The organism is Vibrio hepatarius (genome assembly GCF_001274785.1).
Taxonomy (GTDB): Bacteria; Pseudomonadota; Gammaproteobacteria; order Enterobacterales; family Vibrionaceae; genus Vibrio; species Vibrio hepatarius.
In genome coordinates this window covers 288,039-301,003 of record NZ_LHPI01000012.1, presented here as the reverse complement: position 1 = coordinate 301,003, position 12,965 = coordinate 288,039, and the positions used below count along the sequence as shown (strand labels likewise).

Annotated in this window: 14 protein-coding genes; 13 read left to right on the top strand and 1 reads right to left on the bottom strand. The window is 45.6% G+C overall.

The annotated features are described in order from the left end of the window. The first annotated feature begins 347 nt into the window (after window positions 1–347). Complete coding sequence (locus AKJ31_RS14015) at window positions 348–1,244, top strand: AraC family transcriptional regulator (protein WP_053409720.1); 897 nt, start codon at window positions 348–350, stop codon at window positions 1,242–1,244. Window positions 1,245–1,296: 52 nt separating this feature from the next. Here the strand turns inward: AKJ31_RS14015 and suhB are convergent, their stop codons facing one another. Continuing rightward, entirely contained in the window at window positions 1,297–2,100 is an 804-nt protein-coding gene (suhB, locus tag AKJ31_RS14010; RefSeq protein ID WP_053409719.1) for an inositol-1-monophosphatase, read from the bottom strand. Between the two features lie 178 nt (window positions 2,101–2,278). Here suhB and trmJ point away from each other — a divergent pair, with 178 nt between their 5' ends. From trmJ to fusA, 12 genes are all read left to right on the top strand, one after another. Beyond that, on the top strand, window positions 2,279–3,007 hold the full coding sequence (gene trmJ, locus AKJ31_RS14005) for a tRNA (cytosine(32)/uridine(32)-2'-O)-methyltransferase TrmJ (protein WP_053409718.1): 729 nt from the start codon (window positions 2,279–2,281) through the stop codon (window positions 3,005–3,007). 116 nt (window positions 3,008–3,123) lie between these two features. Beyond that, window positions 3,124–3,630, top strand: coding sequence for a Fe-S cluster assembly transcriptional regulator IscR (gene iscR, locus AKJ31_RS14000; protein ID WP_053409717.1), 507 nt, complete (start codon window positions 3,124–3,126; stop codon window positions 3,628–3,630). A 29-nt stretch (window positions 3,631–3,659) separates the two neighbouring features. Next, on the top strand, window positions 3,660–4,874 hold the full coding sequence (locus AKJ31_RS13995; protein ID WP_053409716.1) for an IscS subfamily cysteine desulfurase: 1,215 nt from the start codon (window positions 3,660–3,662) through the stop codon (window positions 4,872–4,874). Window positions 4,875–4,925: 51 nt separating this feature from the next. Next, window positions 4,926–5,309 (top strand): Fe-S cluster assembly scaffold IscU, encoded by a 384-nt coding sequence (gene iscU, locus AKJ31_RS13990; RefSeq protein ID WP_053409715.1) that lies wholly within the window; start codon window positions 4,926–4,928, stop codon window positions 5,307–5,309. Between the two features lie 69 nt (window positions 5,310–5,378). Beyond that, window positions 5,379–5,702, top strand: a complete 324-nt coding sequence (iscA, locus tag AKJ31_RS13985) for an iron-sulfur cluster assembly protein IscA (protein WP_053409714.1) — start codon at window positions 5,379–5,381, stop codon at window positions 5,700–5,702. Between the two features lie 59 nt (window positions 5,703–5,761). Then, window positions 5,762–6,277, top strand: coding sequence for a co-chaperone HscB (gene hscB, locus AKJ31_RS13980; RefSeq protein WP_053409713.1), 516 nt, complete (start codon window positions 5,762–5,764; stop codon window positions 6,275–6,277). A 19-nt stretch (window positions 6,278–6,296) separates the two neighbouring features. After that, window positions 6,297–8,150, top strand: coding sequence for a Fe-S protein assembly chaperone HscA (gene hscA, locus AKJ31_RS13975; protein ID WP_053409712.1), 1,854 nt, complete (start codon window positions 6,297–6,299; stop codon window positions 8,148–8,150). A 13-nt stretch (window positions 8,151–8,163) separates the two neighbouring features. Next, window positions 8,164–8,502: an ISC system 2Fe-2S type ferredoxin gene (gene fdx / locus AKJ31_RS13970; RefSeq protein ID WP_053409711.1), complete on the top strand. Its 339-nt coding sequence runs from the start codon at window positions 8,164–8,166 to the stop codon at window positions 8,500–8,502. Window positions 8,503–8,549: 47 nt separating this feature from the next. Continuing rightward, a complete protein-coding gene (gene iscX / locus AKJ31_RS13965) occupies window positions 8,550–8,744 on the top strand; it encodes a Fe-S cluster assembly protein IscX (RefSeq protein WP_053409710.1) in 195 nt (64 codons plus the stop codon). Window positions 8,745–8,906: 162 nt separating this feature from the next. Next, window positions 8,907–10,205 carry an aminopeptidase PepB gene (pepB, locus tag AKJ31_RS13960; RefSeq protein WP_053409709.1) on the top strand — a complete coding sequence of 433 codons (1,299 nt, stop codon included), beginning with the start codon at window positions 8,907–8,909 and terminating at the stop codon, window positions 10,203–10,205. A gap of 59 nt (window positions 10,206–10,264) precedes the next feature. Further along, window positions 10,265–10,690: a nucleoside-diphosphate kinase gene (ndk, locus tag AKJ31_RS13955; protein WP_053409708.1), complete on the top strand. Its 426-nt coding sequence runs from the start codon at window positions 10,265–10,267 to the stop codon at window positions 10,688–10,690. Window positions 10,691–10,873: 183 nt separating this feature from the next. Further along, complete coding sequence (fusA, locus tag AKJ31_RS13950; RefSeq protein WP_053409707.1) at window positions 10,874–12,964, top strand: elongation factor G; 2,091 nt, start codon at window positions 10,874–10,876, stop codon at window positions 12,962–12,964. Window position 12,965 lies beyond the last annotated feature (1 nt).

Below are 12,965 nucleotides of genomic sequence, written 5' to 3'. Positions count from 1 at the left end.
ACTGGAGCCTTTTTCGTTTTGTTGAGTTTTTAATTGATTGAGCAGCGGATTCCCCGAATTACCGGAACTGCGCGTGTTGGGGCGAAATCTTCGAATCTCTACACCCTTGCCATACCTCAGGTTTTTGTCGGAAAACTCGAGGCTTTTTCATTTCCCTAGGTTAATTGTACCTTTCTCTAAAATATTGATTGCCTACCAGTTCCGCGAAAAAGCAAAGCGTACTTATATTTTCAAACCGATCGTTCACCTCACGAGCCTGATAAGTTTCGCTAGCCAAATTTAGTAGCGGCTCATATAGTCAGTTTGGTTTTTGTAAATCTCTAGTTATTGTCGTCAAAGGAAGAGTAATGGTCCGAGAAGTACAGATAAAGGAAGTTGTACGCTATCTTGAGCAACATTGCAGTGAACCACTCAATCTAGAACAAGCTGCGAAAATCGCGAATTTATCCCCATTTCATTTTCATCGAGTTTTTAAAGCTCTAGTCGGAGAAACGGTAGCGGAGTTTATTCGCCGAATGCGTCATGAGAAAGCGGCGCAAAGCCTAATGTTCCAAGATAAGAGCGTTACAACGGTAGCGTTTGAGTTTGGCTTTTCGAGCTCACAAGCAATGGCTAGGAGCTTCAAAACTTACCTTGGGGTGACGCCTTCACAGATCAAAGAGTGCCAGACCGTCGAATCTTATTCAGCTCTAATGAGAAACAGCAAGATTGGATCCATACTGCGCAAGAATCGATACGAACTGCCTGATGGACTTAGCTATTCTGAGTTCAAGTTAAACCAGTCAGGGAAAGTTGAGATGAAAACAGAAAACCACCCACAAAGAACGATCGCTTATGTGCGAGTTGTTGGACCATACGGTGAAAATTATGAACCTGCAGTACAAAAACTCTACCTATGGGCCGGTGCCAAAGGCGTCACAGGTGAATGTTTATTTATCTACCACGATAACCCAGATATCACACCTGCGGACAAGTGCCGTACTGATATCGCGCTTGTCGTTCCAGATGACATAGAGCCTAGTAATGGTATCGAAGTGACTACTGTCCCGGCGGGTAGTTACGCGGTGCTGCGTAAGACAGTAGAAGAGAAGCCGCAGTACGGCCAATTTTGGAACCAGTTGATTGAGGAAACCGTCGCACAAGGGATTGAATTAGATGAACGTCCTTGTTTTGAACTCTACCACTCTTATGATCAGCAAACAGGTCGTGCTGATGTCAGTTTCTGTGAAGCAATCAAAGTATAGATACAAAAAAGCCCACTCAATGAGTGGGCTATTCAGCTGTGACGGAGCTGGATTATTTAAGCATCGCTTCGTTACCGTTTTCACGGATGTGCTTAAGCATACCTTTCACACCGCGTGCGCTTGAAGCAACAACGTTGCCAGACTTCATGTAGTCGGTGCCGCCTGCAAAGTCAGTCACGATCGCGCCAGCTTCACGAGCAATAAGTTCACCTGCTGCAATATCCCAAGGCTTAAGACCTAGTTCGAAGAAACCATCCACACGGCCAGCAGCAACGTAACATAAATCTAAAGCTGCAGAACCAGTACGACGGAAGTCTGAACAGTCTACGAATAGAGAAGACATGATCTTGAAGTAAGATTCAGAATGTTGCTTCTGCTTGAAAGGGAAACCTGTTGCTAGAACAGTACCTTGAAGGTCTTTAAGTTGCTTAACGCGGATACGAGCGTTGTTCAACTGAGCACCTGAACCACGTTGTGCTGTGAACAGTTCGTTTTGCATTGGGTCGTAAACACACGCTACTTCAGTTTTACCTTTGAAGCGTACAGCGATAGACACAGAAAAATGAGGCAAACCTTTTACAAAGTTTGTTGTGCCATCCAGTGGGTCGATGATCCATTGTACTTCTTTGTCTTTACCTTCAATAACGCCATTTTCCTCAGCCACAATACAGTGCTCAGGGTATGAAGCTTTAATAGTATCGATGATGATAGCTTCTGCTTCTTTGTCTACGTTAGTAACAAAGTCGTTCGCGCCTTTTTGAGTCGATTCGATCTTCTCAGCATTTTCTAAAGATTTAGCAATATGATTGCCAGCTTTTCGTGCAGCACGAATAGCGATATTAAGCATAGGATGCATACTAATTTCCCAACGGATGTTAAAGAACAGAAAAACGGCGGGCAGTATAACAGAATAATCGTTAAAAGGAAGTGGTGATTTTTTGAACTTTTAATTTTATTAGTATAAAGGACCTGACCATTTTACTCAGGTATATGGTAATATCTTGCAGCTCATTTTTTGTCTTGGAATTTCATTAATGCTTAACAACGTAAAGGTCGTACTGGTTGGTACCTCTCACTCCGGAAATATTGGCTCTGCAGCAAGAGCGATGAAGGTGATGGGACTGCACAATTTAGTACTGGTTGACCCTAATTGTGAAGTGGATGAACAAGCTTTAGCGTTGGCAGCAGGTGCAGCCGATATTGCTGAAAATGCCACGATAGTAAACACGCTGAACGAAGCTGTGGCTGACTGTAGCTTAGTTGTGGGCTCAAGTGCTCGCTCGCGCACCTTGGAATGGCCAATGCTTGAACCAAGAGAATGTGGTCAGAAATTTGTTCAAGAAGGACAAACTTCACCTGTTGCTTTAGTGTTTGGTCGTGAACGTACAGGTTTGACAAATGAAGAACTGCAAATCTGTCATTACCATGTTTGTATTCCTGCTAACCCGGAGTACAGTTCGCTGAATTTGGCGATGGCCGTGCAAACGCTGAGCTACGAAATTCGCATGGCTTATCTAGACCGTGAACAAAGTCAGTATACTGAAGAACCACAACCAGAATATCCAAGACACAAAGAGCTAGATCTGTTTTTTGAGCACTTGAATAAAGTCGCTGTTGATACTCAGTTCATTAGCCAAGACCAGCCGGGAAAAGTGATGAACAAGCTACGTCGTTTGTTTAACCGCGCTCGTCCAGAGGCTCAAGAACTCAATATCTTACGCGGAATTTTGAGTGCGATAGAGAAGAAAATCTCTGACAAATAATCCCCTTGTTTCTCATAAGGGTAAATACTTGAGTAAAACAGTCAATTAAATACTTGACCATTTTACTCAAGTATGAAAAACTTCATACCACATAAACGATGTGGATATGGTGTTATATGAGACTTACATCTAAAGGAAGATACGCAGTGACAGCCATGTTAGATGTGGCTCTGCACTCACAGCAAAATCCAGTACCACTGGCGGATATTTCTGAACGCCAAGGTATCTCTTTGTCTTACCTAGAGCAGCTTTTCTCTAAATTGCGTAAAGCAGGCTTGGTTGCAAGTGTACGTGGTCCTGGTGGTGGTTACCGTCTTGGTGCTGATGCTAACACAATTGCAATCGGTACCGTGATTGCTGCGGTTGACGAATCTGTTGACGCAACCAAGTGTAACGGCAAAGGAGATTGCCAAGGTGGCTCTCGTTGCCTAACACACACATTGTGGCGTGACCTAAGCTCGCGTATTAGTGACTTCCTAAATAACATCACTCTTGGAGAGTTGATGACAGATAATGAAGTACTAGAAATTTCAGACCGCCAAGATATTGGTCTTGCGGTAAACCATGGGTTTACTAATAAGAACTCAAACACCGCACCCATCGGTGTAAACGTCCGCTCTTAAGCGGTCTGCCTGTTACATTGGAGTAGATAATGAAACTGCCTATTTATTTAGATTATTCAGCGACCTGTCCTGTTGATCCTCGTGTGGCTGAAAAGATGGTTCAGTACATGACTATGGACGGCACGTTTGGTAACCCAGCATCACGTTCACATCGTTACGGATGGCAGGCAGAAGAAGCCGTGGATACTGCGCGCGAGCAAATCGCTGACTTACTAAACGCAGATCCACGTGAAATTGTCTTCACTTCAGGTGCAACGGAATCTGATAACTTAGCGATTAAAGGCGCAGCGCATTTCTACGCTAAGAAAGGCAAGCATGTCATCACTTGTAAAACAGAACACAAAGCGGTTCTAGACCCATGTCGTCAACTAGAGCGTGAAGGTTTTGAAGTTACCTACCTAGAGCCTGAAGCAAACGGCATCATCGACCTGAAAAAGCTTGAAGCTGCGATGCGCGAAGACACGGTGCTTGTGTCTATCATGCACGTAAATAACGAAATTGGTGTCATCCAAGATATCGCATCAATTGGCGAGCTTTGCCGCGAACGTAAAATCATCTTCCACGTAGACGCTGCTCAATCAGCGGGCAAATTGCCAATCGACGTGCAAGAAATGAAAGTTGACTTGATTTCACTGTCGGCGCACAAAATTTACGGTCCTAAAGGTATCGGCGCACTTTACGTTCGTCGTAAGCCTCGCATCCGTCTTGAAGCGCAAATGCATGGTGGTGGTCACGAACGTGGTTTCCGTTCAGGTACATTAGCAACTCACCAAATCGTTGGTATGGGTGAAGCGTTCCGCATCGCGAAAGAAGAGATGCAGAAAGATTACGACCACGCATTGGCACTACGTAACCGTCTACTAGATGGCGTTGAAGACCTAGAAGCGGTAACGATCAACGGTGACCTAGAGCAGCGCGTACCACAAAACCTAAACATCAGTTTTGCATTTGTAGAAGGTGAATCTCTACTGATGTCTCTGAAAGACCTAGCAGTATCGTCTGGTAGTGCATGTACATCAGCGAGCCTAGAACCGTCATACGTACTACGCGCACTAGGCCTAGACGACGAATTAGCACACAGCTCGATTCGTTTCTCATTCGGTCGTTTTACAACTGAAGAAGAAATTGATTTCGTAATTGAACAAGTTCGCGTAGCGGTTAACAAACTACGTGACATGTCTCCTCTATGGGATATGTACAAGGAAGGAATCGACTTGAGCACAGTTGAGTGGGCACACCACTAATCTGAGCGGTTGTTTCTAAGGAATTTAATAGAGGATTCGAGGTAAAATATCATGGCATACAGCGAAAAAGTAATTGATCACTACGAGAACCCACGTAACGTTGGTTCATTTGATAAAGAAGACCCATCAGTAGGTAGCGGCATGGTTGGTGCGCCAGCATGTGGCGACGTAATGAAGCTTCAAATCAAGGTAACACCAGAAGGTATTATCGAAGATGCGAAATTCAAAACTTATGGTTGTGGTAGTGCAATCGCATCAAGCTCATTGGTAACTGAATGGGTTAAAGGTAAAAGCATTGACGAAGCGGCAGCAATTAAGAATGCTGAAATCGCTGAAGAACTAGAGCTGCCACCAGTTAAAGTTCACTGCTCAATTCTTGCTGAAGACGCAATCAAAGCTGCTGTTGCGGACTACAAGAAAAAACACCAAGAATAAGTAATCTGTATATAATGGGAGGCTCGTCCTCCCATTCAAATCGTCAAATTAAACAAACTAAGGTGCAGTATGGCCATCACAATGACAGATAACGCGGCGAGTCGCGTAAGAACATTCTTAGAAAGCCGTGGTAAAGGTATCGGCTTACGTTTGGGTGTGAAAACGACTGGTTGTTCTGGCATGGCTTACGTTCTTGAGTTCGTTGACGAGCTTAACGAAGAAGACGAAGTGTTTGAGTTCTCTGGCGTGAAAATTATCATCGATAAGAAAAGCCTAGTTTACTTAGACGGCACCGAGCTCGACTACGTTAAGCAAGGGTTGAATGAAGGCTTCGAATTCAACAACCCAAATGCGAAAAGTGAATGTGGTTGCGGTGAGAGCTTCAACGTTTAATTGATAGCACCTGTGGGTGAAGATCGCCTACAGGTAGATTACCAAGGGCCGAATTCTCCATGAATTACTTCGAATTATTTGGGCTACCAAGTCAGTTTACTCTGGATGGTAGCCTTCTTTCTTCACAATTCCGTGAACTTCAAAAGCGTTTTCATCCGGATAACTTTGCCAGTGCATCAGAGCGTGACCGCCTACTTGCAGTGCAGAAAGCGTCGCAAATCAATGATGCATACCAAGTACTGAAAAATCCGATTTCTCGCGCTGAATACATGTTGTCTGAAAATGGCGTTGATATCCGCGCAGAGCAACAGACCATGCAAGACCCCATGTTCCTAATGGAACAGATGGAACTGCGTGAAGAACTAGAAGAGATCGCAGATAAAGCCGATCCCGAAGACGCTCTGTTCGACTTTGAAAGCAAAGTCAGCAAAATGTACAAACACCATTTGCGTACAGTAGAAGATGAGCTCAATGGCGAACTTTGGCTGCAAGCCGCAGATAGCGTGCGCAAGCTTAAGTTTATTGCCAAATTAAAAAATGAAATCGAGCAAGTCGAAGACAAACTTCTCGGCTAGCAAATAACAAGGACCAATCATGGCACTACTTCAAATTGCAGAACCGGGTCAAAGCTCGGCACCACATGAGCATAAATTGGCAGCAGGTATCGATTTAGGTACGACTAACTCGTTGGTTGCTTCTGTTCGTAGCGGCAGTGCAACAACTTTGCAAGATGAACAAGGTCGCAGCATCTTACCTTCGATAGTTAACTACTCGGGCGAAGCGCCAGAAGTCGGTTACGATGCGAAAGCGAAAGCAGAACTTGACCCGAAAAACACCATCATTTCGGTAAAACGTCTGATTGGTCGTTCACTACAAGACATTCAAACTCGATACCCAAGCCTGCCATACCAATTTAAAGCGAGTGAAAACGGCTTACCGGTATTGCAAACTCCGGCGGGTGACAAAAACCCAATCGAAGTGTCTGCTGATATTCTGAAATCACTAAGCCAACGTGCTGAAGCGTCACTTGGTGGCGATTTATCTGGTGTGGTTATTACCGTTCCAGCTTATTTCGATGACGCGCAGCGTGCTGGAACCAAAGATGCCGCGAAACTGGCTGGTCTGCACGTGTTGCGTTTACTCAATGAACCAACGGCAGCAGCAATTGCCTATGGCTTAGACTCTGGTCAAGAAGGTGTGATTGCGGTTTATGACTTAGGTGGCGGTACATTTGATATCTCTATATTGCGACTATCAAAAGGTGTGTTTGAAGTTCTAGCGACAGGCGGTGACTCAGCACTAGGCGGCGATGATTTTGACCACCTATTTGCCGACCTCTTGATTGAAAAAGCTGGTCTAGCCACTCCACTGACCGCGGAGCAGCATCGTACACTGCTTAACGTTGCAACAGAAACCAAGATCGCGTTCTCTGAGCAAGACAGCGTCGAAGTGAGCGTACTTGGTTGGCAAGGTACAGTCACTCGCGAAGAGTTCGAAGAACTGATTCGTCCTCTAGTGAAGAAGACGTTGCTCTCTTGTCGTCGCGCGCTTAAAGACGCAGATGTTGACGGTGATGAGGTGCTTGAAGTTGTCATGGTAGGCGGCTCAACCCGTACACGTCTTGTTCGTGAAATGGTCGGTGAGTTCTTTGGCCGCCAACCGCTAACGAGCATTAATCCAGACGAAGTCGTGGCGATTGGTGCTGGTATCCAAGCTGACATTTTAGTTGGCAACAAGCCTGATTCTGAAATGTTGCTACTCGATGTTATTCCTCTGTCCTTGGGCATTGAAACCATGGGCGGTTTGATTGAAAAGATCATCCCTCGCAACACCACGATTCCTGTCGCTCGTGCACAAGAGTTCACCACGTTTAAAGATGGTCAAACGGCAATGAGCGTACATGTTGTGCAAGGTGAGCGTGAGCTGGTTGACGATTGTCGTTCATTAGCGCGCTTCTCGCTGAAAGGTATCCCACCAATGGCAGCAGGTGCGGCGCATGTTCGAGTGACTTACCAAGTGGATGCAGACGGTTTGTTGTCTGTGACGGCGATGGAGAAGAGCACGGGTATTCAGTCAGAGATCCAAGTGAAGCCTTCTTACGGCCTAAGTGACGACGAAGTCGCAAACATGCTCCGTGACTCGATGACACACGCGAAAGACGACATGCTTGCTCGCGCCCTAGCAGAGCAAAAAGTAGAAGCGGATCGAGTGATCGAAGGCTTGATCGCAGCGATGCAAGCAGACGGTGACGATTTGTTGTCTGAGCAAGAGAAACAAGACTTGATTAATTCGATTGAGTCTTTAATTGAATTACGTAACGGTGACGATGCGGACGCGATAGAACAAGGTATCAAAGATACCGATAAAGCGAGCCAAGAGTTTGCATCGCGTCGTATGGATAAATCGATTCGAGCTGCGCTGTCAGGTCAATCAGTTGATGATATTTAAGAGATAAAAAGTTATGCCTAAGATTATTGTATTACCGCACGAAGATCTGTGTCCTGAAGGTGCTGTACTTGAAGCTAAAGCGGGTGAAACTGTTCTTGATGTGGCGCTGAAAAACGGTATCGGCATCGAACACGCTTGTGAAAAGTCGTGTGCTTGTACGACGTGCCACGTAGTGATTCGTGAAGGTTTTGATTCTCTTGATGAGAGCGATGAACTAGAAGATGACATGCTAGATAAAGCATGGGGTCTTGAGCCAGAATCTCGCCTAGGCTGCCAAGCTAAAGTCGCTGACGAAGACTTGGTGGTTGAGATTCCAAAGTACACGCTTAACCACGCATCTGAAGATCACTAATACTTCTCTAACTGAGCAGCAAAGCAAAAATAGAAGGAAGTTGAGCAATGAAATGGACTGACTCTCGCGATATCGCGATTGAGCTATGTGATAAGTTTCCAGAGATCGACCCTAAGACCGTACGTTTTACCGATCTGCACCAGTGGATTCTGGATCTGGAAGATTTTGATGACGAGCCAAATCGATCTAATGAAAAAATCCTAGAAGCAGTAATTTTATGCTGGATGGATGAGATGGATTAGGTTTGACTGCTAAAAACTAGCGCAGTTAACAAAATTTACTAAAAATAACGGACCTTAGGGTCCGTTTTTTTATCAACTTGACAATTTTGTTCTACAAAATGCTAACATCCGAGGGTTAACAGAGTAGGGCGTAGGCAACGCCGATTAAGACAAGGAGAAACCATGTCTACACAGATGTCAGTATTTCTTAGCCAAGAATCCGCAGCTCCACAGTGGGGCGAAAAAGCGATCCTTTCTTTTTCTGATCAAGGCGCGACAGTTCACTTGGGTGAAGGTCACGACTTAGGCGCAATCCAACGCGCATCTCGCAAACTAGAAGCTCAAGGTGTACGTTTTGCTTCTTTAGAAGGTGATGCTTGGGATCTTGAAAGCATCTGGGCATTTCACCAAGGTTACCGTGACGCGAAGAAATCCAACCAAGTCGTTTGGCAACCACTTGAACAGGCGGATCAAGCTGAGCTAGAAGCTCGAATCAAAGCAACAGAATTTACTCGCGATATCATCAACAAAACCGCTGAAGAAGTGGCACCGCGCCAGCTTGCGACGATGGCTGCTGAATTCATTAAGTCTGTGGCCCCAGAAGGTACAGTGACCGCGCGCATCGTTAAAGATAAAGACTTGCTTGCGGAAGGTTGGGAAGGTATCTACGCCGTTGGCCGTGGTTCAGAACGCACGTCAGCGATGCTTCAATTGGACTTCAACCCGACGGGTGATGAAAACGCGCCAGTATACGCTTGCCTAGTGGGCAAAGGCATCACATTTGACTCAGGTGGTTACAGCATCAAACCGTCTGGATTTATGGCATCGATGAAAGCAGATATGGGTGGTTCGGGCACGATCACTGGTGGTCTAGGTCTTGCGATCATGCGTGGTTTGAACAAACGTGTGAAACTGATCCTTTGTTGTGCGGAGAACATGATTTCAGGCCGTGCACTGAAGCTTGGCGATATCATTACTTACAAAAACGGTAAGACGGTTGAGATCTTAAACACCGATGCTGAAGGTCGTTTGGTGCTGGCTGATGGATTGATCTACGCAAGTGAGCAAAACCCAGAGCTGATCATCGACTGTGCGACACTGACTGGTGCTGCGAAGAACGCACTTGGTAATGACTACCACGCACTCATGAGCTTTGATGACGAGTTAGCACACCAAGCACTGCACTCTGCTCGCGAAGAGAAAGAAGGACTTTGGCCGCTACCTTTGGCTGATTTCCACCGCGGTATGCTGCCATCAAGCTTTGCCGATCTCGCCAACATCAGTAACGGTGACTACACACCAGGTGCGAGTACCGCTGCAGCGTTCCTGTCTTACTTTGTAGAAGACTACAAAAAAGGCTGGCTACACTTTGACTGCGCTGCGACATACCGCAAAACTGCAGCAGATAAATGGGCTGCGGGCGCGACAGGTGTTGGTGTTCGCACTATTGCTCGTGTACTGTTGGACCAAGCTGAAAAATAATTTCGAGACCGAAAGGCCTCATTCTAATAATTAATACAGAGAAGACGAAAGGAAACCCTATGGCTCTAGAAAGAACCTTTTCTATCATTAAGCCCGATGCCGTTGAACGTAACTTGATTGGTGAAATTTATCATCGTATTGAGAAAGCAGGTCTACGCATTGTTGCCGCTAAAATGGTTCATCTAAATGAAGAACAAGCAAGTGGCTTTTATGCGGAGCATGAAGGTAAAGAATTCTTCCAGCCACTGAAAGAGTTCATGACTTCTGGTCCAATTATGGTTCAGGTGTTAGAAGGCGAGGATGCGATTGCACGCTACCGTGAGTTGATGGGTAAAACCAATCCAGAACAAGCGGCATGTGGTACGCTACGTGCAGATTACGCACTGAGCATGCGTCACAACTCGGTTCATGGTTCTGATAGTCCAGAGTCAGCCGCTCGCGAGATCGAGTTCTTTTTCCCAGAGTCAGAAATCTGCCCACGATAACTTGGATTGCTACGTAAAAGGCTATTCCAAGTGAATAGCCTTTTCTTTATTGGAAAATAACGGTTTTACGTACCATTATTGCTTGGCAGATTTTTTTTATCACAGCCGCACGCAAGGGTATCAGTATTGACAGAATGTGATATACTCTGCGCGCACTTTATACCTTATTAACAGAGTAAGACAATGACTGATTTATCAAAATACAGAAACATTGGTATTTTTGCTCACGTAGACGCGGGTAAAACTACCTCTACAGAGCGTATCCTTAAGCTAACTGGTAAGATCCACAAGATCGGTGATACTCACGACGGTTCAACTACAACTGACTTCATGGAGCAGGAAGCTGAGCGTGGTATTACAATCCAGTCTGCGGCAACTACTTGTTTCTGGAACGATCACCGTCTAAACATCATCGATACTCCTGGACACGTTGACTTCACAATCGAAGTTTACCGTTCTCTGAAAGTACTTGACGGTGGTATCGGTGTATTCTGTGGTTCTGGTGGTGTTGAACCTCAGTCAGAAACTAACTGGCGTTACGCTGACGAATCTCACGTATCACGTCTGATTTTCGTTAACAAACTAGACCGTATGGGCGCTGACTTCTACAAAGTTGTAGACCAAGTACAGAACGTTCTAGCAGCGACTCCTCTAGTAATGACTCTACCTATCGGTATCGAAGAAGATTTCGTTGGTGTTGTAGACGTACTAAGCCAGAAAGCATACGTATGGGACGAGTCTGGTCAGCCAGAGAACTACGAAGTTCAAGACATCCCAGCAGACATGGTAGAGAAAGCAGCTGAATACCGTGAAATGCTAATCGAAACTGCTCTAGAGCAAGACGAAGATCTAATGATGGCTTACCTAGAAGAAGGCGCAGAGCCATCTCTAGAAGACATCAAACGTTGTATCCGTAAAGGTACTCGTGACCTAGCATTCTTCCCAACTTACTGTGGTTCAGCGTACAAGAACAAAGGTATCCAACTTATTCTTGACGCAGTAGTAGATTACCTACCAGCGCCAACAGAAGTAGATCCTCAGCCTCTAACTAACCCAGACACAGGTGAAGCGACTGGTGAAGTTGCAACTGTATCTGCAGATGAGCCACTAAAAGCGCTTGCGTTCAAGATCATGGACGACCGTTTTGGTGCACTAACATTCATCCGTATCTACTCTGGTAAGATGAAGAAAGGTGACACAATCCTTAACTCTGCAACTGGTAAAACAGAGCGTATCGGCCGTATGGTTGAGATGCACGCAGACGAGCGTAACGAGATCGATTCAGCACAAGCTGGCGACATCATCGCTGTAGTTGGTATGAAGAACGTTCAAACAGGTCACACTCTATGTGATCCTAAGCACGAATGTACTCTAGAACCAATGATCTTCCCAGATCCAGTTATCTCTATCGCTGTTAAGCCTAAAGATAAAGGTGGTTCTGAGAAAATGGGTATCGCGATCGGTAAAATGGTTGCAGAAGATCCATCATTCCAGGTTGAAACTGATGAAGATTCAGGTGAAACAATCCTGAAAGGTATGGGTGAACTTCACCTAGACATCAAAGTAGACATCCTGAAGCGTACTTACGGCGTTGAGCTAGAAGTAGGTGCTCCACAGGTAGCTTACCGTGAAACTATCACTCAAGCAGTTGAAGATAGCTACACTCACAAGAAGCAGTCTGGTGGTTCTGGTCAGTTTGGTAAGATCGATTACCGCATCAAGCCAGGCGAGCAAAACTCTGGCTTCACGTTCAAATCAACAGTTGTTGGTGGTAACGTACCTAAAGAATTCTGGCCTGCAGTTGAGAAAGGCTTCGCTGGCATGATGGAAAACGGCGTACTAGCTGGCTTCCCTACGCTAGACGTTGAAGTTGAACTATTCGACGGTGGCTTCCACGCAGTTGACTCTTCAGCTATCGCGTTCGAAATCGCAGCGAAAGGTGCATTCCGTCAATCTATGCCTAAAGCTGGTCCACAGCTTCTAGAGCCAATCATGAAAGTTGACGTATTCACTCCAGAAGATCACGTTGGTGACGTAATCGGTGACCTTAACCGTCGTCGTGGCATGATCAAAGACCAACAAGCTGGTACTACTGGCGTACGTATCAAGGGTGATGTACCTCTATCAGAAATGTTCGGTTACATCGGCTCTCTACGTACAATGACTTCTGGTCGTGGTCAGTTCTCTATGGAGTTCTCTCACTACGCACCATGTCCAGCAAACGTTGCTGAGCAAGTAATCGCAGAAGTTAAAGAGCGTAACGAGAAGAAGTAAT

Coding starts and splice junctions, on each gene's coding strand:
- AKJ31_RS14015 (WP_053409720.1), top strand. CDS start 348: ATGGTCCGAGAAGTACAGATAAAGGAAGTTGTACGCTATCTTGAGCAA.
- suhB (WP_053409719.1), bottom strand. CDS start 2,100: ATGCATCCTATGCTTAATATCGCTATTCGTGCTGCACGAAAAGCTGGC.
- trmJ (WP_053409718.1), top strand. CDS start 2,279: ATGCTTAACAACGTAAAGGTCGTACTGGTTGGTACCTCTCACTCCGGA.
- iscR (WP_053409717.1), top strand. CDS start 3,124: ATGAGACTTACATCTAAAGGAAGATACGCAGTGACAGCCATGTTAGAT.
- AKJ31_RS13995 (WP_053409716.1), top strand. CDS start 3,660: ATGAAACTGCCTATTTATTTAGATTATTCAGCGACCTGTCCTGTTGAT.
- iscU (WP_053409715.1), top strand. CDS start 4,926: ATGGCATACAGCGAAAAAGTAATTGATCACTACGAGAACCCACGTAAC.
- iscA (WP_053409714.1), top strand. CDS start 5,379: ATGGCCATCACAATGACAGATAACGCGGCGAGTCGCGTAAGAACATTC.
- hscB (WP_053409713.1), top strand. CDS start 5,762: ATGAATTACTTCGAATTATTTGGGCTACCAAGTCAGTTTACTCTGGAT.
- hscA (WP_053409712.1), top strand. CDS start 6,297: ATGGCACTACTTCAAATTGCAGAACCGGGTCAAAGCTCGGCACCACAT.
- fdx (WP_053409711.1), top strand. CDS start 8,164: ATGCCTAAGATTATTGTATTACCGCACGAAGATCTGTGTCCTGAAGGT.
- iscX (WP_053409710.1), top strand. CDS start 8,550: ATGAAATGGACTGACTCTCGCGATATCGCGATTGAGCTATGTGATAAG.
- pepB (WP_053409709.1), top strand. CDS start 8,907: ATGTCTACACAGATGTCAGTATTTCTTAGCCAAGAATCCGCAGCTCCA.
- ndk (WP_053409708.1), top strand. CDS start 10,265: ATGGCTCTAGAAAGAACCTTTTCTATCATTAAGCCCGATGCCGTTGAA.
- fusA (WP_053409707.1), top strand. CDS start 10,874: ATGACTGATTTATCAAAATACAGAAACATTGGTATTTTTGCTCACGTA.